The organism is Arthrobacter cheniae, from assembly GCF_003602275.1.
In the GTDB taxonomy this organism is placed as follows: domain Bacteria; phylum Actinomycetota; class Actinomycetes; order Actinomycetales; family Micrococcaceae; genus Arthrobacter_D; species Arthrobacter_D cheniae.
Map to the genome: position 1 here is coordinate 343,145 of NZ_QZVT01000004.1, position 18,399 is coordinate 361,543.

19 protein-coding genes are annotated in these 18,399 nt (G+C 68.3%); 2 read left to right on the forward strand and 17 right to left on the reverse strand.

Translation table 11 applies throughout. The features are described 5' to 3' along the window. Positions 1-63: 63 nt before the first annotated feature. A complete protein-coding gene (disA, locus tag D6T63_RS09480; protein WP_120148761.1) occupies positions 64-1,140 on the forward strand; it encodes a DNA integrity scanning diadenylate cyclase DisA in 1,077 nt (358 codons plus the stop codon). A 79-nt stretch (positions 1,141-1,219) separates the two neighbouring features. Here the strand turns inward: disA and D6T63_RS09485 are convergent, their stop codons facing one another. Continuing rightward, a complete protein-coding gene (locus D6T63_RS09485) occupies positions 1,220-1,948 on the reverse strand; it encodes a hypothetical protein (protein ID WP_120148763.1) in 729 nt (242 codons plus the stop codon). 86 nt (positions 1,949-2,034) lie between these two features. On the opposite strand from D6T63_RS09485, the gene D6T63_RS09490 reads away from it, so the two are divergent. Further along, on the forward strand, positions 2,035-3,066 hold the full coding sequence (locus D6T63_RS09490) for an HhH-GPD family protein (protein ID WP_120148765.1): 1,032 nt from the start codon (positions 2,035-2,037) through the stop codon (positions 3,064-3,066). 7 nt (positions 3,067-3,073) lie between these two features. Here D6T63_RS09490 and dhaM read toward each other — a convergent pair whose 3' ends face one another. From dhaM to D6T63_RS09570, 16 genes are all read right to left on the reverse strand, one after another. Further along, positions 3,074-3,814: a dihydroxyacetone kinase phosphoryl donor subunit DhaM gene (dhaM, locus tag D6T63_RS09495; RefSeq protein WP_120148767.1), complete on the reverse strand. Its 741-nt coding sequence runs from the start codon at positions 3,812-3,814 to the stop codon at positions 3,074-3,076. Beyond that, complete coding sequence (gene dhaL / locus D6T63_RS09500; RefSeq protein ID WP_120148769.1) at positions 3,811-4,461, reverse strand: dihydroxyacetone kinase subunit DhaL; 651 nt, start codon at positions 4,459-4,461, stop codon at positions 3,811-3,813. The genes dhaM and dhaL overlap by 4 nt, the downstream gene beginning before the upstream one ends. Positions 4,462-4,463: 2 nt before the next feature. Continuing rightward, on the reverse strand, positions 4,464-5,465 hold the full coding sequence (gene dhaK, locus D6T63_RS09505; RefSeq protein ID WP_120148771.1) for a dihydroxyacetone kinase subunit DhaK: 1,002 nt from the start codon (positions 5,463-5,465) through the stop codon (positions 4,464-4,466). 218 nt (positions 5,466-5,683) lie between these two features. After that, positions 5,684-5,860 carry a CsbD family protein gene (locus D6T63_RS09510; RefSeq protein WP_120148773.1) on the reverse strand — a complete coding sequence of 59 codons (177 nt, stop codon included), beginning with the start codon at positions 5,858-5,860 and terminating at the stop codon, positions 5,684-5,686. A 130-nt stretch (positions 5,861-5,990) separates the two neighbouring features. Beyond that, on the reverse strand, positions 5,991-6,500 hold the full coding sequence (locus D6T63_RS09515) for an amino-acid N-acetyltransferase (RefSeq protein WP_120148775.1): 510 nt from the start codon (positions 6,498-6,500) through the stop codon (positions 5,991-5,993). Between the two features lie 37 nt (positions 6,501-6,537). After that, a complete protein-coding gene (locus D6T63_RS09520) occupies positions 6,538-8,562 on the reverse strand; it encodes an alpha/beta fold hydrolase (RefSeq protein WP_120148777.1) in 2,025 nt (674 codons plus the stop codon). Positions 8,563-8,719: 157 nt separating this feature from the next. After that, the gene (locus D6T63_RS09525; RefSeq protein ID WP_120148779.1) at positions 8,720-11,227 is read right to left on the reverse strand and encodes an ATP-dependent Clp protease ATP-binding subunit; all 2,508 of its coding nucleotides are present in this window, start codon (positions 11,225-11,227) and stop codon (positions 8,720-8,722) included. Positions 11,228-11,350: 123 nt separating this feature from the next. After that, positions 11,351-11,680, reverse strand: coding sequence for a histone-like nucleoid-structuring protein Lsr2 (locus D6T63_RS09530; RefSeq protein ID WP_120148781.1), 330 nt, complete (start codon positions 11,678-11,680; stop codon positions 11,351-11,353). Between the two features lie 83 nt (positions 11,681-11,763). Next, a complete protein-coding gene (locus D6T63_RS09535; protein WP_326963926.1) occupies positions 11,764-11,925 on the reverse strand; it encodes a hypothetical protein in 162 nt (53 codons plus the stop codon). Positions 11,926-11,963: 38 nt separating this feature from the next. Further along, positions 11,964-13,421, reverse strand: a complete 1,458-nt coding sequence (gene lysS / locus D6T63_RS09540) for a lysine--tRNA ligase (protein WP_120148951.1) — start codon at positions 13,419-13,421, stop codon at positions 11,964-11,966. Between the two features lie 83 nt (positions 13,422-13,504). Beyond that, positions 13,505-14,431: a pantoate--beta-alanine ligase gene (panC, locus tag D6T63_RS09545; RefSeq protein ID WP_120148785.1), complete on the reverse strand. Its 927-nt coding sequence runs from the start codon at positions 14,429-14,431 to the stop codon at positions 13,505-13,507. 93 nt (positions 14,432-14,524) lie between these two features. Next, entirely contained in the window at positions 14,525-15,454 is a 930-nt protein-coding gene (locus D6T63_RS09550; RefSeq protein WP_120148787.1) for a Rossmann-like and DUF2520 domain-containing protein, read from the reverse strand. Then, on the reverse strand, positions 15,441-15,878 hold the full coding sequence (locus D6T63_RS09555) for a hypothetical protein (protein ID WP_120148789.1): 438 nt from the start codon (positions 15,876-15,878) through the stop codon (positions 15,441-15,443). Before D6T63_RS09555 ends, D6T63_RS09550 begins: the two co-directional genes overlap by 14 nt. Next, a complete protein-coding gene (locus D6T63_RS09560) occupies positions 15,879-17,408 on the reverse strand; it encodes a PH domain-containing protein (protein WP_120148791.1) in 1,530 nt (509 codons plus the stop codon). Further along, entirely contained in the window at positions 17,405-17,920 is a 516-nt protein-coding gene (locus D6T63_RS09565; RefSeq protein ID WP_120148793.1) for a PH domain-containing protein, read from the reverse strand. Before D6T63_RS09565 ends, D6T63_RS09560 begins: the two co-directional genes overlap by 4 nt. Then, positions 17,913-18,398, reverse strand: coding sequence for a DUF3180 domain-containing protein (locus D6T63_RS09570; protein WP_120148796.1), 486 nt, complete (start codon positions 18,396-18,398; stop codon positions 17,913-17,915). The genes D6T63_RS09565 and D6T63_RS09570 overlap by 8 nt, the downstream gene beginning before the upstream one ends. Between the last annotated feature and the right edge of the window lies 1 nt (position 18,399).

The window sequence follows — 18,399 nt, forward strand, 5'->3', positions numbered from 1 at the left end:
GCTCGATGGCGGTCGCCCGACCGTGCCGGGCTTCCAACAGTGCGGCGGCGAAAGGATAGGCCCATGGTTCGAAGTCCAGAGGACTCGCTCAAAGCCACCCTCGCCAGAGTAGCCCCGGGAACCCAGTTGCGCGACGGTCTTGAGCGAATCCTGAGGGGACGCACAGGAGCGCTGATCGTTCTCGGCTTCGATCGCACCGTGGACTCGATCTGCTCCGGCGGATTCGACATCGGCATCGAGTTCTCGCCGACCCGGCTCCGCGAACTCGCCAAGATGGACGGTGCCATCGTCTGCGACAAGGACGCGAGCAAGATCCTCCGCGCAGCGGTCCAGCTCGTACCCGATCACACCATCGAGACGCAGGAATCGGGCACACGCCACCGCACCGCCGAGCGGGTCGCCAAGCAGACCGGCCTCCCGGTCATCAGCGTCAGCCAGTCCATGCAGATCATCGCCCTCTATATCGACGGCCTGCGCCACGTGCTCGAGGGTTCGGAGCCGGTGCTGGCCCGCGCGAACCAGGCCCTGGCTACGCTCGAGCGTTATCGGGCACGGCTGGACCAGGTCACGAACGCTCTCTCCGCCCTGGAGATCGAGGCGATGGTCACTGTACGGGACGTCGCCGTCACCCTGCAGCGCCAGGAGATGGTCCGCCGGATCTCCGAGGAGATCTCGCAGTACGTCCTGGAACTGGGCGTCGACGGCCGTCTGCTGTCGCTCCAGGTCGAGGAGCTCACCACAGGGCTCGGACCGGGCAGTGAGATGGTGCTGCGCGACTACATGGATCTCCGCACCAGTTCCGCGCCGGTCGAAGAGCGCGTCGCGACCCTGCAGGGTTTCAGCTCGACGGACCTGATCGACCTCGGCACCATCGCGAGCGTGCTGGGGTTCAACCCGTCCATCGATTCACTGGAGGCGGTCATCCAGCCGAAGGGCTACCGTCTGCTGTCCGGCATCAAGGCCGTCCCTCCGGCGGTCGCGAACCGCCTCGTCGACCACTTCGACGGTCTCCAGAACCTCATGGCCGCGAACATCGACGACCTCATGGCGGTGGACGGGATCGGCGAGCAGCGAGCGCGAACAGTGCGCGAGGGCCTGTCGCGGATCGCCGAGACGAGCCTGCTCGACCGCTTCATGTAGCGGACTATGCCGCACCCGCGGAGGTGCCCTGTAGCGACGGCGACGATCGTGCAGCGCATCACCCGCGTGGTCTGTCGGGTTACTGGAGGGTGAACTCCACCGGAGTGCTGCTCCTGGCTCCGAGCCGCGTGGTGACGGTGTAACTGCCGGAAGCGGGTTCTTCATCGACCGTGGTGCAGCCCGGCACGGTGCGGTTCCGGGACCATTCGAACGTTGCGCGTTCCTCCCCACCCGGCGCGATCGCGCGCTCGAGATCCTGGGAGGCCTGCTGGCAGTCGGTGGAGGAGAACACCCTTTCGTCCCCGGAGGTCACCTCGAACTGCATCTGCGACGTTCCGACGTTGACGTCGCAGGGCGTGGTTCCCTCGTTGCGGACCACGAGGGTCAGGACAGGATTCTCGTCCGTCCCGTAGGACTCCTTGTCGGTTTCGGCCGCGACGACCACCTTCGATGCGTCGCAGCCGTCCGACGACGTGGGCGAGGGTTCCGCAGGAGCAGTCGTGCGCGTCGGCGCCGGCGACGCCTTGCTGGAGGGAGCCGTGCTCGGAGGAGCCGTACTGTCCCCGGCGGCAGGGGTCTCGGTTTCGGCGGTTGCGCCAGGGGTCGGGGTGGCACCGGCTGTCGCATCCGCACCCCGTCCGAGGGCCGCTGCAAGAACAACGCCGCCGATGGCGAGCCCTGCGACCACGAGGAGCGCGAGGATCATCACCGCCAGGCGCCGCCTCCGGTAGGTGGCCGGGCTCAGCCGCCTGCCTCCGCCCCGCCTGCCCCTGCCGTGGTCGCCGCCGTGGTCGCCCGTTGATTCCATCCAACAAGGCTAGGGAGGGGCCCGAGCTTTCTTCCGGGCACCACGCCGGTGGATAGAGTATTCACGACAAGAAACCAGGAGCACCTATGAACCCCGGTAGCGGAACACCCGCGGCAACCGTGCGCACCACCGGAGTTCCGGAACCGTCCGGACCACTCCTCGATGACCTCCACACCCGGGTGACGGACTGGTTCGAGGATGCTGCCCGTGAGCTGCCCTGGCGGGATCCTACATGCTCGCCCTGGGGCATCCTCGTCAGCGAGATCATGCTGCAGCAGACCCCCGTGGTCCGGGTACTGCCGGTCTGGCTCGAATGGCTCCAGCGCTGGCCCACCCCGGCCCACCTCGCGTCGGAACCGTCCGGAGCGGCCGTACGGCACTGGGGCCGGCTCGGCTATCCCCGCCGGGCACTTCGTCTGCACGCCGCCGCACTGGCGATCGTGGCGGATCACGACGGAGAGATCCCGACCACCCGCGATGAGCTCCTCACCCTGCCCGGCGTCGGTGCCTACACCGCTGCCGCGGTGGCCGCCTTCGCCTTCGGCAGGCGCGAGACCGTCGTCGACACCAACATACGTCGCGTACACGCCCGGCTCATGGGCGGCAGCGCCCTGCCCGCTCCCGCCCTGACGTCCGCGGAGATGAAGCGGGCGGTGGCGCTCATGCCCGGCGACGCCGACCTGTCCGTGCGGTGGAACGCCGCCGTGATGGAACTCGGCGCGGTCATCTGCACAGCCAGGGCGCCGAAGTGCGACGCCTGCCCTGTCATCGACGCCTGTGCCTGGGTGGCTGCCGGACGCCCTGCTCCCGGCTACATCCCCAAGGGCCAGTCGTGGGCGGGCACGGACCGGCAGGTGCGCGGCGCGATCGTCGCCGTCCTGCGGGACGCCGACCATGCCGTGCCGCGCTCACTGCTCATGGAGGCGCCCGTGGATCTCAGCATGCAGGGACCGCCGACCACGCTTTCCCTGCCGTCCGGCGGTACAGCCCGGCCAGGTGCGCTGAGTACCCTGCACGGGCTGCAGGCTCCGACCGAGCAGCTCGAGCGCGCCCTCACCGGTCTTCTGGCGGACGGCCTCGCCGAGGAGCACGACGACGGCATCCGCCTTCCCACCTGACGGGCCGTCAGGAAGGCTCGCCGAATCCCGACTCGACCGCCTGTCCGACGAAGTCCACAGCGGCCTGGGCATCGGGCCCCGTCGCCTCGACAGTGACCGTCCTACCCTGGCCGAGGCCGAGGGTCATCAGCAGCATCACGGACTTGCCGTCGACCCCGTTCACGGTCACCTCCGCGTCGAGATCGGTCAGGCCCGTGGCCAGTGCCGCAGCGGGCCGGGCGTGGAGCCCCATCTGGTTCGGAAGGACCCACGAGCCGCTGACCACAGGTCCGGCCTCCTGTGCCGGGGCGGCGCCGGCCTGGCCCGGAGCGGCTGCGGCATGGGTGACGAACGGTTCCAGCTCCTCGGCGCGGATGGAGACCACGGCACCATCGGCAGCCCGGAGTACGTCGTCGAGCGTGGCGCCGCCCTGCGCCTGGACGGCGGCGGCCACGGCACCCTCCACAAGGGCCGCCTCCGCGAGCCGGACGGCGGACCGCACCTCCGGCTCGAGGAACTCGAGCACCATCTCCGCGGTCATCACGGCCGAACCGAGGTCGGTCAGGATCACCACCCCGTCACCGCCCGACGCCTGCTCGATCCCCGCCTGCACGCGCTCGAAGCTCGTGCCGATCCGTGAGGGGCCGTCGCCATCCCCCGCTCCCCCGGCGGCGGCGAGCACCACGTCGGGCGCCATCTGCGCTGCGAGCTCGACGACGCCCTCTGCAATCTTCTGGCTGTGCGAGACGATGACCAGGCCGACGGTCATGCGAACAATTCCCTGGCGGTCTCGGCGGCAGCCTGGAGAATGAAAGCCGTCGATACGGCTCCCGGATCCTGGTGGCCGGCGCTCCGTTCACCGAGGTAGCTCGCCCTGCCCTTGCGGGCGATCAGCGGCTCGGTCGCGCCGGCGCCCGCATGGGCGGCGTTGGCTGCTGCGGTGAGCACCTCGGGGGCTGTCGCCCCGGCCTGCGCGGCGGTCTCGGCGGACTCGGTGGCAGGGGTCCAGGCATCCACCATCGTCTTGTCCCCGATCTCCGCCTTCCCTCGCGCCACGATCCCGTCCCGTGCGGCCCTGATCATCGCGGCAGCAGCATTCGGATCGATCTCGGCCGCGTCCCCCAGCGAGGTCGCCGCGCGCAGGAAGGCCGTTCCGTAGAGCGGACCGGCGGCTCCGCCCACGGTGGACATGAGGGTCATGGCCACCAGCTTGAGGACGGCGGCAGGGGTCTCCGGCGCCTCGCTCGAATCGAGCTTCGCGACGACGGCCGTGAAGCCCCGGTCGAGGTTCTCCCCGTGGTCGGCGTCACCGATGACGCGGTCGAGGTTGATCAGGAGTACCCGGTTCTCGGCGACGACGCGAGCTGTCTCGCGCATCCAGCGGACCGCCCACTCGGTATCGAGGGCATCGGCCATGCTCATGCCCCCCAACGAAGGGCGGCCGTGTGGACGGGGCTGTCCCACAGCTCGAGCATCTCTTGATCGACCCGCAGGATCGTCAGGGACGCGCCCTGCATCTCGAGAGCCGTGATGTAGTTGCCGACAAGGGAACGCTCGATCGTCACGCTGAGTCCGTCGAGCAGCTGCGCGACCTTGCGGAACATGATGTAGAGCTCACTGGCGGGCGTTCCGCCCATCCCGTTGACCATGACGATCGTCCGGTCTCCCGAGGTGAGCGAGAGATCCGCGACGATGGGGTCGAGCAGCCGCTGGGTGATGCCGTCGGCATCCTCCATGGCTATGCGGTGGCGGCCGGGCTCTCCGTGGATGCCGATGCCGATCTCGATCTCGTCCTCGGCGAGGTCGAAGCTCGGCACCCCGGCATGCGGCACGGTGCAGGCAGCGAGGGCGACCCCCATCGAGCGAACGCTGTCCACCACGCGCTGGGCGACTGCCGTGACGCCGTCGAGGTCATCACCCCGCTCCGCTGCCGCGCCGGCGATCCTCTCGACGAAGACCGTCCCCCCGACCCCTCGCCTGCCGGCGGTGTAGAGCGAATCCTCGACGGCGACGTCGTCATTGACGAGAACGGAGCGCACGGCGACGCCCTCGGCCTCCGCCATCTCTGCGGCCGTCTCGAAGTTGAGGACGTCGCCCGTGTAGTTCTTCACGATGTGCAGGACGCCCGCACCGCCGTTCACGGCGGTGGTGGCGGGGATGATCTGGTCGGGTGTAGGCGAGGTGAAAACAGCTCCCGGTACGGCGGCGTCGAGCATGCCACGGCCCACGAAACCCGCGTGCAGCGGTTCGTGACCGCTTCCACCGCCGGAGACGAGCCCGACCTTGCCCTGCACCGGCGCGTCCTTGCGGGTGATGAACAGGGGATCCGGGTGGACGGTCACGAGGTCGGCATGCGCGATGCCGAATCCTTCGACAGACTCGTTGACCACGGCCCTGGGGTCATTGATGAGCTTCTTCACAGCGGCTGCTCCTTGGCTGTAGCGGACATTCTGACAGCCAGCAGCCCGCCTCACATGGACCACGCCGGCCATGGGACACGTTACCGCCCGTTCCTGCGCCTGCCTATAGGCCGACGTCCCCGCCGCACCCCGATTAACTGGCTGAGGGAGGAGCCCGGAGCCGGGCGCCCTCCCTCAGGTCTGCAGGCCGCCCGATGACGGGTGCAGCCAGGAATCAATCAGTCGCGCTTGAACGCGTCCTTGACGTTCTCGCCCGCATCCTTGAGCTTCGAGCTCGCCTGGTCCTTATGGCCCTCGGCCTCCATGTTCTCGTTCCCGGACGCCTTGCCGAGGCCTTCCTTCACTTTTCCGCCCAGGCCTTCGCCCTTGTTCCCGATCTTGTCATCCAGTCCCATGATTCGGACCTCCTTCAGTCGGTGTACAGCCACCGGTTCCGGTGGCATGTCAGCATTCCCGAAGGAATGCTAAGTAGTCTTACCTTATCCCTGCGGGACCCTCGAGACCAGCCCGGCGGTCTCCCCCGGCTCAGAGCTGCCGGATCATCCGCGTATTGCCGAGGGTGTTCGGCTTGACCCGGGCGAGGTCCAGGAACTCAGCGATGCCTTCGTCGTGGGAACGCAGGAGCTCCGAGTAGATCCGGGGATCGACGGCGGACTGGTCCGCCATGACCTCGAATCCGTGCCGCTGGAAGAAGCCGACTTCGAAGGTGAGGCAGAATACGCGGCTCACCCCGAAGCTCCGGGCCTCCGAGAGCAGTTCCTCGACCAGGGCACGGCCGACGCCGTGCCCGCGAGCAGCCGGCGACGTGGCCAGGGTGCGCACCTCGGCGAGGTCCTCCCACATGATGTGGAGCGCGCCGCAGCCGAGCACCTCCCCGCCGTCGGACTCCGCGATGCGGAACTCGGGCAGGCCCTCGTAGTACGCGACCGTCTCCTTCGCCATCAGGATGCGCTCCTCGGCGAGCGGCTCGACGAGGGACTTGATGGCGGGGACGTCCGAGGTGCGGGCGGGGCGGATGGTGAAGGGCATGGTCATTCAGTCCACTCTACAAACCGATCACCCGCCTGCGCCCCTAGAGTCCCAGCTCCGGAGGCAGCTCGCGCTCCTCGCCGAGGACGTTCGCCGCCAGGAAGGCCTCCACCACCCCGTACCAGATGCGCGCATGCTGCGGCTTCAGGATCCAGTGGTTCTCGTCCGGGAAGTACAGGAAGCGGTGCGGTGTATGGCCGTCGTCGTCGGCGGGTAGCTGTGACGCGGACAGCAGGTCGTACCAGAGCCGCAGGCCCTCGCCGATGGGGACCCTGTAGTCCTTGTCCCCGTGGATGACCAGCATGGGCGTCCTGATGTTCTCCACGTGTGAGTGCGGTGAGTTCTCACGCATAGCCTCGGGTGTCATCTCCCTGGCCCAGTAGTAGGCGGCGTCGGTGGTACCGCCGAACTGGTCGAGGGCCCACAGGCTGGCGTGGGTCACGATCGCGGCGAACCGGTCCGTGTGACCGGCCACCCAGTTGGCCATGTATCCACCGAAGCTGCCACCCATGGCCGCCACGCGCGTCTGATCGATGTCATCCCGGGCTACGAGATCATCGGTCGCAGCCATCAGGTCGGTGTACGCCGCGCTGCCCCAGGAGCCCCATCCGCGGTCCACCATGCGCTGGCCGTAGCCCGTCGACAGCGCGGGATCGGGCAGCAGGACGGCATAACCGCGAGCCGCCATGATCCAGGGTGACCAGCGCCAGGTCCAGGCATTCCAGGAACCGATCGGGCCGCCGTGGATCCAGAGCAGCGCCGGGACGGGAGCGTCCGCTGAAGCGCCCTCGGGCAGCACCAGCCACGACTTCACGGGATGTCCGTCCTCTCCGACGGACTCTACGCGCTCGAGCGAACCCGGCAGTTCGGGGCGCTCGGACGGATTCCGGAGTCGCTCGGTGGCGCCGGTGGACAGGTCGATCCGGACGACCTCGGCCGGGAAGAGGTAGGAGCTCCGGAGGGCGAACGCCGTCGTGCCATCCGGTGAGAGCTGGACCTCGGAGTACGCCGCCGCATCCTGCGTCACCCTCCGCACCGCCCCCGTCGTGATGTCGATGACGACGACGGGCGCGCCACCGTCGTCGTCCGCCGTGGCCACGATCGCGGAGCCGTCCGGAAGCCAGCCGGCAGGCGACGGCCACCTGTCCCAGTCGGCGGCCAGGTGGGTCGGCTCGCCGCCGTCGAGGGGAAGCAGCAGCAGACTTGTTTGCGGCGCGAGCTCGGCCGTGGTCCTCCGGTCTCGGGTGACCGCGAGGTAGCGGCCATCGGGGCTGACGGGGCCCGGGGAGTAGTCGTTCTCCCGGTCGTCGAGAAGGACGGTCTGCTCCTTGGTAGCGACGTCGACGCGGACGAGCACCGTGCGCTGGGACCCGCGTTCCTCGGGGACGGTGAGGGAGGTGAAGAGCGCGGATCCGTCCGGGCTGAACACGGCGTGGGCGTCCCGCAGGCCACTGCGGGCGGACGGGATCAGGTCATCGAGGGTAGGTCCGTCGTCCGTGTGGAGGTCCGTCAGTCCGAAGTATCGCGGCTCGTCCGGGCCGAGGTCGGCGTCCCAGTAGCGCACGGGATATCCGGAGTGGAGGATGGCGGCTACACCGGCCTCCTTCCGGGCCTTGTGGCGCTCGGCGTCATCCTCCTCGTTTGCCGAACCGGCGAGGGAGTCGGCAGTGGCCATGACGACGTCCGCCGCGTCGGCCGTCAGCACCCCGGACACTCCGCCCTCCCGCGTCAGGAGCAGCGAGGCTTCCCCGCCCTCCGCGGGAAGGCGCCAGAGTGCCGGGCGCTTCTCCCCGCCGTCGTCGTCCGGATCCGGCCGGGAGGAAGTGAACAGCAGGTCACCGCTTGCGAGGAAAGCGGCACCCGACTCACCGGCGGAACTGCGCGTCAGACGATGGGCGGGCCGGCTGCCGGTCGGGTCGACCTCCCACAGGGCGCTCTGGTACGCGGTCTTCTTCGGGTTCAGGGTTGCCACGGACGTCACGAGACGAGTGCCTTCCCTGTTCAGGACGAGCCCGCTCAGGCGCGGCAGTGCGACGAAGTCATCAAGGGACGAGAAGGGGGTGGTCATGCGTCATCTCTACCACCCTCTGTGGGCACGGTCACACAGGTTCACTGACGGATGAATTCCGTTGCCGTGGGCACCCAATAGCGTGCGCTGCCCGGATACGACGGAACCCGCCCTGATCACCAGGGCGGGTTCCGTCGATTCGTGCTGCGTGCCGGTACTACTCCGGAACGGTCGCTTCCAGCGCTGCCGGTGCGTCCTCGAGCGCCTTCGGGGCGCCGTGTCCGACGAAGGTGAAGCGCGCATCCACGCCCTCCCCCTCGACATCCACGTCGATGCGCTCGCCCGACTTGATCTCGCCGAAGAGGATCTTTTCCGAGAGCTGGTCCTCGATCTCACGCTGGATGGTGCGGCGTAGCGGCCGCGCACCCATCGCGGGATCGTAGCCCCGGGTCGCGAGGAGTACCTTCGCCGCGGGGGTCAGTTCCATCGTCATGCCCTTGTCGGCCATGCGGCCGCTCAGGCGCTCGAGGAACAGGTCCACGATCTCGACGATCTCGTCCTGGGTGAGCTGCGGGAACACCACGGTGTCATCGACACGGTTCAGGAACTCCGGGCGGAAGTGCTGCTTGAGCTCTTCCTGCACCTTCGCCTTCATCCGGTTGTAGCTCGTGGTGGTGTCGGTGCCGGACTGGAAGCCCGTCATGACGCCCTTCGAGATGTCGCGGGTACCGAGGTTGGTGGTCATGATGATCACCGTGTTCTTGAAGTCCACCATGCGGCCCTGGCTGTCGGTCAGCCGGCCGTCCTCGAGGATCTGCAGGAGCGAGTTGAAGAGATCGGCGTGCGCCTTCTCCACCTCGTCGAAGAGCACCACGGAGAACGGCTTGCGGCGGACCTTCTCTGTCAGCTGGCCGCCCTCCTCGTAGCCCACGTAGCCCGGAGGGGCACCGAAGAGCCGCGAGACGGTGTGCTTCTCGGAGTACTCGGACATATCCAGCGTGATGAGGGCGTCCTCTTCACCGAACAGGAACTCCGCGAGGGCCTTGGCGAGCTCCGTCTTACCGACACCCGTAGGGCCGGCGAAGATGAAGGAACCACCAGGACGCTTCGGATCCTTGAGACCGGCACGCGTACGGCGGATAGCCTGCGAGATAGCCTTGATGGCCTCGTTCTGCCCGATGACCCGCTTGTGCAGCTCTGCCTCCATGTTGAGCAGTCGCGAGGACTCGGCCTCGGTCAGCTTGAACACGGGGATGCCGGTGGAGTTCGCCAGCACCTCGGCGATGAGTTCCTCATCCACCTCGGCGATGTCGTCCAGGCCGCCGGACTTCCAGCGGCGCTCCTTGTCACTACGCTCGTCCTGGAGCTTCTGCTCCTTGTCACGCAGCGCAGCGGCACCCTCGAAGTCCTGGGAGTCGATGGCCGACTCCTTCTCCCGCTTCACGTCCGCGATGCGCTCGTCGATCTCCTTGAGCTCAGGCGGGGCCGTCATCCGGCGGATGCGCAGGCGCGCTCCCGCCTCATCGATGAGGTCGATCGCCTTGTCCGGGAGGAAACGATCCGAGATGTAGCGCTCGGCGAGCGTGGCCGCACTGGTCAGAGCGCCGTCCGTGATCGATACGCGGTGGTGTGCCTCGTAACGGTCGCGCAGGCCCTTGAGGATCTCAATCGCGTGCGCCACGGATGGCTCGGCGACCTGGATCGGCTGGAAACGGCGCTCGAGCGCTGCATCCTTCTCGATGTGCTTGCGGTATTCGTCGAGAGTGGTGGCACCGATGGTCTGCAACTCGCCTCGCGCAAGCATCGGCTTCAGGATCGACGCGGCGTCGATGGCACCCTCTGCTGCACCTGCGCCGACGAGGGTGTGGATCTCGTCGATGAACAGGATGATGTCGCCACGCGTGCGGATCTCCTTGAGGACCTTCTTCAGTCGCTCCTCGAAGTCACCGCGGTAGCGCGAACCGGCTACCAGGGACCCGAGGTCAAGCGTGTAGAGCTGCTTGTCCTTGATGGTCTCGGGCACGTCACCCCGCACGATCGCCTGGGCGAGGCCCTCCACGACGGCGGTCTTGCCGACGCCGGGCTCACCGATCAGCACCGGATTGTTCTTGGTACGGCGGGAGAGCACCTGCATGACGCGTTCCATCTCCTGCTCGCGCCCGATGACGGGATCGAGCTTGGACTCGCGTGCAGCCTGCGTGAGGTTGCGCCCGAACTGGTCCAGCACCACCGATCCGGCAGGAGTTCCCTCCTGCTGGGGGCCGCCTGCAGCAGGAGGCTCCTTGCCCTGGTAGCCGGACAGCAGCTGGATGACCTGCTGGCGGACACGATTGAGGTCGGCACCGAGCTTCACCAGGACCTGCGCTGCGACGCCCTCACCCTCGCGGATGAGACCGAGCAGGATGTGCTCGGTACCGATGTAGTTGTGGCCGAGCTGCAGTGCCTCCCGCAGGGAGAGCTCCAGCACCTTCTTGGCCCGGGGGGTGAAGGGGATGTGACCGGACGGGGCCTGCTGGCCCTGGCCGATGATCTCCTGCACCTGTTCCCTTACGGCACCCAGAGAGATGCTGAGCGACTCAAGAGCCTTGGCGGCGACACCCTCACCCTCATGGATCAGGCCAAGCAGGATGTGCTCGGTGCCGATGTAATTGTGGTTGAGCATGCGGGCCTCTTCTTGGGCCAGCACAACAACTCGACGGGCACGATCTGTAAATCTCTCGAACATCAGACACACACTCCTAGCTAACGCGTATTTCGATGCTACGGGTACGGGGTGTGCTTTGGGTGCGTGTTCGCCACAGGCGAGATAACGCCGAAAGTCTTCCGCTTCAGGGCCAGGTGGTGGTGGTCAGCGCTGTGCCGCGCGGTACGCCTCGACGATTTCACTGTTCACGCGGCCACGCGACGACACGTTGTAGCCGTTCTCCTTGGCCCATTCACGGATCTGGGCCGCTTCCTGGTTGCGCGAGGTCGACGGGGCGCTCGAGCGCTGTTGCTTCGACTGATTGCCGCGACGGGCTGCGCCGACGTAGTCGGCGAGGGCCGAACGGAGCTCCGAGGCGTGGCTCTCGGAGAGATCGATCTCGTATTGCACGCCATCGAGACCGAATCGAACCGTTTCGTCGGCCTCTCCGCCGTCAATGTCATCAATGAGGATGATCTTTACCTTCTGCGCCACTATGCTCTCCTATTGGTTTCTCGATATCAAAGCCCCATAAATGAGTATGGGCCACGCTTCAATCAAGGTCAAAGAAGGAGTTTCTATCGGGGATCGATTTCCTGACCGTCATTCTTATCCGACCCGGGTTCGGCCGCGCGCGCATCCTCGGCATCCTGCAATTCCTCCGCCCGCGCCATGGCCTCGCGCTCGGCTCGGTCCGCATTGAATATGGCCTTGATCACGAAGTAGAAAAGGACTGCCAAGCAGGCTGATGGTAGGAGGACTGCCACATATTCCATGACTACTGACCACCCTCGGGCCTGAGAATGGGGAAGAGGATCGACTCGCGAATTCCCACATCGGTGAAAAGCATCACCAACCGGTCGATCCCGAGACCGATGCCGCCCATGGGAGGTGCTCCGTATTCGAGCGCCCTGAGGAAATCCTCGTCGAGTTGCATGGCTTCGTCGTCACCCGCAGCGGCCTGCCGGGACTGCTCGGTCAGGCGTTCACGCTGGATCACTGGATCGACGAGCTCGGAGAACGCGGTGCCCCGCTCCATCCCGCCGATGATCAGGTCCCAGGCTTCGATCAGCCGCGGGTCGTCGCGGTGCGGACGGGCGAGGGGCTGCGCCGAGGGCGGGTAGTCGTAGACGAAGGTCGGCTGGATGAGCGTCGGCTCGACGATCTCGGAGAACAACTCGAGCACCACTTTCTCGACGCCCCACGACGGATCGAGGGACACCTCGTGGCGCTCCGCGATCGATCGGAGGTCCTCCAGTCCTGTGTCCGGGGTGACCTCCTGGCCCACGGCTGACGACAGCCCCGGGTAGACGCCCAGCCAGGCCCAGTCGCCGTCCAGGTCGATGCTGCCCTGTGCCGTCTCGATGGTCCGCGAGCCCAGCAGGTCGGCGCAGGCGAGGATCATCTCCTTCATGCGATCCGCCATGACGAACTGGTCGGCGTAGGCCTCGTAGCACTCGAGCATCGTGAATTCGGGACTGTGGGTGGAGTCGACGCCCTCGTTCCGGAAGATCCGGCCGATCTCGTAGACGCGGTCGATCCCACCGACCACGGCGCGCTTCAGGTACAGCTCGAGGGCGATGCGAAGAGTCATCTTCTGGTCGAAGGCGTTGAGGTGGGTGTCGAAGGGGCGAGCCGTCGCACCGCCGTGCACGAGCTGGAGGATGGGGGTCTCCACCTCGATGTAGTCGTGCCCGTGGAGCGTATCCCGGAGCGTCCGGGTGATGGCAGCACGCGTCCGGACCATCCGGCGTGCTTCCTCGCGCACCATCAGATCGACGTAGCGCTGGCGTACGCGCGTTTCCTCGTTGACGCCGACATGCAGGGTGGGCAGTGGGCGCAGGGCCTTGGATGCCATGGTCCACGAGTCCGCCATGACGGACAGTTCACCGCGCCGCGAGCTGATCACTTCACCGTGCACCTGCACGTGGTCGCCGAGATCCACCAGGGATTTCCATTCGGCGAGACCGTCCGCGCCGACCTCGGCGAGACTCAGCATGACCTGGAGCCTCGTGCCGTTCCCCTCCTGCAGGGTCGCGAAGCACAGCTTGCCCGAGTTCCGGATGAAGACGACGCGCCCGACGACGGCGACCTCCAGTCCGCTCGATTCCCCCGCCCCGAGGTCCGCGAACCGATCACGGATCTCGATGAGCGCGTGCGTCCGCTCGGGCTTCACCGGGTAGGGCTCCATCCCGGCGTCGAGCAGTGCTGCACGCTTCTGCAGCCGGAAGCGCATCTGCTCGTTGAGGTCGTCAGCGGGGAGGGTGTCGTCGTGGGTCACGGAAGACAAGTTTACGGCTCTCGGCCGGACACCCCGTGTCAGTGGGTGGGGCGGGCCGATCCAGCCTGGATGACGGTGTTGTCGATCAGTCGGACGGCACCTACCCGGGCGGCGATGACGACGAGGGCCGGCCCGACGACGGGCAGGGCATCCCCCGTGAGCGGCGTGAACGATGACGGATCGACGGCCTCGAGGTAGTCGAGGTCCACACGCTCCTCCGCGGCGATCTCGGCACGGGCCGCGTCCAGGTCGAGGGGCCGGCCGTGCTCGACCCTTTCCCGCACCGAGCGCAGGACCCTCGACAGCACGAGCGCAGCCCGGTGGTCCTCCGCGCCGAGGAAGCGGTTCCGGCTCGAGAGGGCGAGGCCGTCGTCGTCGCGCACGATCGGGACGCCCTCGATGCGGACCGGGACATTGAGGTCGAGCACCATACGGCGGATGAGGGCGAGCTGCTGCGCGTCCTTCTGCCCGAAGTACGCGCGATACTCCGCCGCGGCACCCGGCATCGCGAGGTTGAGGAGCTTCGAGACGACGGTCAGCATCCCGTCGAAGTGACCGGGCCGCGACGCCCCCTCGAGGATCTCGCCCATGCGCCCCGCACCAACACGCACCAGCGGTTCCCCGCCCGGATACATATCCCCGACGGACGGAGCGAACACGACGTCGACGCCGCACGAGCCGAGGAGGCGGACGTCGTCATCGAGTGTGCGGGGGTAACGCTCCAGATCAGCCGGGTCCCCGAACTGCAGGGGGTTCACGAAGATGGAGGCGACGACGACGTCGTTGTCACCGCGCGCCGTGCGGGCAAGGGAGGCATGGCCCTCGTGCAGCCCGCCCATCGTGGGGACGAGCCCGAGCGAGGGCCCGTGCCCCGCGGCGGCGCGCGATCGGGCTCCATCGAGGAGGCAAGCCGTCGTCGAACGCAGGTCGGCGGGCGTGGAGACGAGAAGAGGGGTGGTGGTCATGCGTCGGTGCCGGTCGAGGTCACGAAGGGTCCTTCGGGGAGTCGGAGGAGGTGCCGGCCGCGGCAACGCACGGCAGGAGAGGACAGGGCAGGCCTACAGCTCGTCCGGCGCCGCACCCGGCGGTCCGGGCACGTCGGCCAGGGCGGCGAGGATCGCCTCCCCCTGCACCGGAGTGAGGACGCCCCGCTCGAGTGCACGCAGGGCAGTGGCACGGGCCATACCTAGGTAGGCCTGGCGCGTGTCCGGGGCATCGTGCGCCTCGAGAGCCGCGCGGTGGGCGCGCACCGTTCCGGCGTCGCCGCGTGCCACCGGTCCCGTGAGGGCACCCTCGCCCGAGGACAGCGCGTTCTCGAGGGAAGCCTTCATGAGCGGCCCGAGCATGCGGTCCGGGTGCTGGACGCCGAGGTCGGCGAGGAGCTGCGCGGATTGCGCGGCGATGGTGACGAGGTGGTTCGATGCATGCGCGAGGGCGGCGTGGTACAGCACACGGGATTCCTCCTCGATGACCACGGGCTCCGCTCCCATCTCGACCACGAGTGCCTGCGCGATCGGCAGCACCGCCGAGGGCGCCGTGATACCGAACATGCAGTCCGGCAGGCGGCCGAGGTCGAGGCTGAGCCCCGTGAAGGTCATGGCGGGATGGAGGGCCAGCGGGATGGCACCGGCCGCGCGGGCGGGCCCGAGCACGGAGGTGCCGTAGCGCCCCGAGGTATGCACCACGAGCTGTCCTGCCTGCCAGGCCTTGAGCTGGGCCAGGCCTTCGACAAGCGTCGGCAGGGCGTCGTCGGGCACGGTCAGGAGCACCAGCTCGGCCCGCTCGATGACGTCCGGAACCTCGAGGATCGGCACACCGGGCAGGAGGTTCTCCGCGCGCTCGCGGCTGGCCTCGGACATGGCGGATACCCCGACGACGGCGTGTCCCGCGGAACGCAGGGCTGCTCCCAGCACCGCGCCGACCCTGCCGGCCCCCACGATTCCGACGCCGAGCCTGCCCGGACGGCGGGACGGATCAGCGCCGGCCATCGAGTGGCTCCTCATCCCGGGGAGGTGCGGGAACATAGCGCGGCAGCTCTGGCATGACGGACTCCCCGGCCACGGCTGGCTCCCGGTCCGGCGACCGACCGGCGGACGGACCGTCGGGCCCGTCCTCGACCCGGCTGTCCGGCTGGTCCCCCTGTCGGCCGTGAGGCAGGCCGGCACGCTGGTCGCCCTGTCGGCCGTGAGGCAGTCCGGCACGCTGGTCCGCGGTCCGGTTGGCTGGATCGCCTGCTGCACCCGGGTGCACCGATGCCGGTTCCGTGCTGTCCGGCGAGGCAGCCGGGATCCGGCGCAGCTCGTCCCCGGTTCCGTCGCGGGCACCTGACGCGTCGACGTCGTCCGCCGCCGTGCTCATCGTCGCTTCGCCTCCCTGCGCCAAGGTCCTGGCGGCGATCGGAACGGGCTTCATTCAGTGCTCCGGCGCGCTCCGGCGCCGGGCTTCCGCGGCCCGCACAGCCTGGCCGTGGAAGAGGTCCCAGGCCGTGGCGGAGTCCGCGAGGAGCACGCGGGGGGCCACAGGTCCGGGAGTCGTCTGGAACTGCAGGTTGGCCACGTCGAACCGGCGGTCGACGGGCCCCTGCTCGAGGGACAGCGACTGCGTCCTCTCGTGCGGGACGACGACGAGCTGCCGCCAGAGGACACCCGAGCGCATCAGCAGCGCGGTGTCGGTGACGGCGAATCCGTTGCGGCGCCAGGCAAGGGGCGCCAGCCACTTCGCGCGCCGCGGAGTCGTGACGAAACCCTCGCCCCCGTCGCGGCCCACCATCCCGGCTCCGAAGACCTCGACGGGGCGTGTCGTCCCCGGATCGGGCAGCACGAGGGCGAGGATCTGCAGCACCTCGTCCCGTGTCCCGACAGGCAGGAGACTCGCGCGGGCCTGCCCCTCGTTCGACGCTGATGCACCGTAGCCCGCGACGTTGACGGTCACGCGGTACCAGCCCTTGAGCCGCCACAGCGGCGACTGGACGATGCTGAGCGCCTGCACGCGTCCGGGTGGGATCGTCTGTGCCCGGGTATCGAGCAGGCCGTAGCGGACGCGGATGCCGTCCGGTGAGGTCGCCGCCCGGAAGTTGTAGCCGGTGCTCAGCGCAGACCAGTAGACACCGACGACGCCGATGACGACCGGGATGAAGGAGGTGGCGATGATCGGGGTATCCAGGGTTACGCCGAGCGTGATGATGACGGCGGCGGCCACCACCAGGGCGATCGTCGTACCGGAGAGGAGCGCCGCGCCGATCACCCGGCCCGGCGGGATCGCCACCACTTCGCGCTCGGGCGCTTCGACGATCTCCTCCGGGTGCTCCGGGTCCGTATCCACGCCTGCCGCGCGGGCCAGGATGGTGGCACGCAGTTTCCTGGCGTCGTCGAGCTTCAGGAAGGCCAGACGCACGGCGGACTCCCCCGCGTCGGCCACCTCGAACTTCAGCTCCGCGAGCCCGAAGATCCGGGCGAGGAACGGCTGCACGATGTCGATGGCCTGGACCCTGTCCAGCCTCGCCTGGCGCTGCTGCCGGAAGACCACGCCGGTGTGCACGCGTACATGTTCGGCCGTGACCTGGTAGCGGGTGAAGTACCAGGAGACGAGGAAGGCGGCCGCGATGATCACCACGACGCCGAGCACGACCCCCGCGGCGATCAGGAGCCCTACGCCCTCGGGCAGGGGTCCCCGGCCCCTCGACCCGGAGTCGAAGAGGCCCTCGAACCAGTCCCTGCCGACGAAGTAGAGGATGGCGACGAGCGCGATCCAGCCGCGCACGAGCGGTGAGATGAAGTGGACGCGGCGCCACTCGTCGGTGGTCGGTCCCCCCTCGGAGGCGTGCGCAGCGAAGGCAGCGGTGGACCCGGGCGTGGACGTGACGGCGGTCGGGGCTCCGGCTGACTGCTCGCGCTCCTGGTCGCCCTCGGGTACGCCTGCGGACGGTCCTGGCGCGGCTGTCACAGCCCGGCCAGCCTGGCTTCTCCCCGCGCGGACAACTGCTCACGCAGCCTCGTGCCCTCCTCCGTGGGCAGGCCGGGGATGAAGGCGTTCGTTGCAGGGGAGGCCGTGTGGAGTTTCAGGGTGCAGATACCGAAGGCCCGCTCGAGCGGCCCGACGGCGACGTCCACGTACTGCATGCGGCCGTAGGGCACCACCATGGTGCGCTGGAAGAACACACCCTGGCGGACCAGGAGGTCGTCGTCGCGCTCGGCGTATCCGATGGCCCGCACCTGGCGCGGGAGAAGGAGCCCGCGCCAGATCGCGCTGGTCAGCGCGATCGCGGGAAGGGCCCAGGCGACCGGAAGGGGCGGGAACGAATCCCACACACCGGTGAGGCGCAGCACCAGGGGGATACTCGCGACTACGAGCCAGACCAGCGATCCGATGAGCCATCCGAGGAGCCTCACGCGCAGGTACTTCGGAGACACCCTCGACCACTCGAGTCCGGACGGATCGATCGGTTCCCTACGCATATTCCCCTTCGCTGTAGCCCGGAGCGCCTGTGCCGTCGTCGTCGGGCGGAAGCCTGCAGAAGCTCTCGACAACCAATCCCACCACAGTCATGACGATTCCGCCCGCCATGAGGGCCACGGATCCCCAGAGCGGACCGCTGGCCGAGCGGACGGAGAGGAGGGCGAGCTGATCGACGAAGATGCCCGCATGCCAGCCGAGGTTCAGGGCGCCGGCGTAGGCGCAGGCCTGCGCGAGCACCAGCGTCCGCATCGCCAGGATGGGATCGAGGGCGCGGTCCCGCTTGCCGTTGCGCCATCGGAGCACGCGGAGCCCGAACACCAGCGTGATGGCGATGATCAGCGCCGTGGTGACGAGCGAGGTCAGGGGCAGGGTCGGCGTGCCGTATCCGTTGCGGGTGGCGAGCAGGTTGGTCAGCCAGCCTGCGAGCCCGGCCAGCAGCCCTATCAGGACCAGCCAGCGGAACCGGAGGGTAGTCACA

What these genes read in the sequence shown, in the direction of transcription:
- dhaM (WP_120148767.1), bottom strand. Translation starts at nt 3,814, where the DNA reads ATGACCGTCGGCCTGGTCATCGTCTCGCACAGCCAGAAGATTGCAGAG.
- D6T63_RS09515 (WP_120148775.1), bottom strand. Translation starts at nt 6,500, where the DNA reads ATGACCATGCCCTTCACCATCCGCCCCGCCCGCACCTCGGACGTCCCC.
- D6T63_RS09565 (WP_120148793.1), bottom strand. Translation starts at nt 17,920, where the DNA reads ATGCGTAGGGAACCGATCGATCCGTCCGGACTCGAGTGGTCGAGGGTG.
- D6T63_RS09490 (WP_120148765.1), top strand. Translation starts at nt 2,035, where the DNA reads ATGAACCCCGGTAGCGGAACACCCGCGGCAACCGTGCGCACCACCGGA.
- D6T63_RS09485 (WP_120148763.1), bottom strand. Translation starts at nt 1,948, where the DNA reads ATGGAATCAACGGGCGACCACGGCGGCGACCACGGCAGGGGCAGGCGG.
- D6T63_RS09525 (WP_120148779.1), bottom strand. Translation starts at nt 11,227, where the DNA reads ATGTTCGAGAGATTTACAGATCGTGCCCGTCGAGTTGTTGTGCTGGCC.
- disA (WP_120148761.1), top strand. Translation starts at nt 64, where the DNA reads ATGGTTCGAAGTCCAGAGGACTCGCTCAAAGCCACCCTCGCCAGAGTA.
- D6T63_RS09550 (WP_120148787.1), bottom strand. Translation starts at nt 15,454, where the DNA reads ATGGCCGGCGCTGATCCGTCCCGCCGTCCGGGCAGGCTCGGCGTCGGA.
- panC (WP_120148785.1), bottom strand. Translation starts at nt 14,431, where the DNA reads ATGACCACCACCCCTCTTCTCGTCTCCACGCCCGCCGACCTGCGTTCG.
- D6T63_RS09510 (WP_120148773.1), bottom strand. Translation starts at nt 5,860, where the DNA reads ATGGGACTGGATGACAAGATCGGGAACAAGGGCGAAGGCCTGGGCGGA.
- lysS (WP_120148951.1), bottom strand. Translation starts at nt 13,421, where the DNA reads ATGCGCTTCCGGCTGCAGAAGCGTGCAGCACTGCTCGACGCCGGGATG.
- dhaL (WP_120148769.1), bottom strand. Translation starts at nt 4,461, where the DNA reads ATGGCCGATGCCCTCGATACCGAGTGGGCGGTCCGCTGGATGCGCGAG.
- D6T63_RS09555 (WP_120148789.1), bottom strand. Translation starts at nt 15,878, where the DNA reads ATGAAGCCCGTTCCGATCGCCGCCAGGACCTTGGCGCAGGGAGGCGAA.
- D6T63_RS09520 (WP_120148777.1), bottom strand. Translation starts at nt 8,562, where the DNA reads ATGACCACCCCCTTCTCGTCCCTTGATGACTTCGTCGCACTGCCGCGC.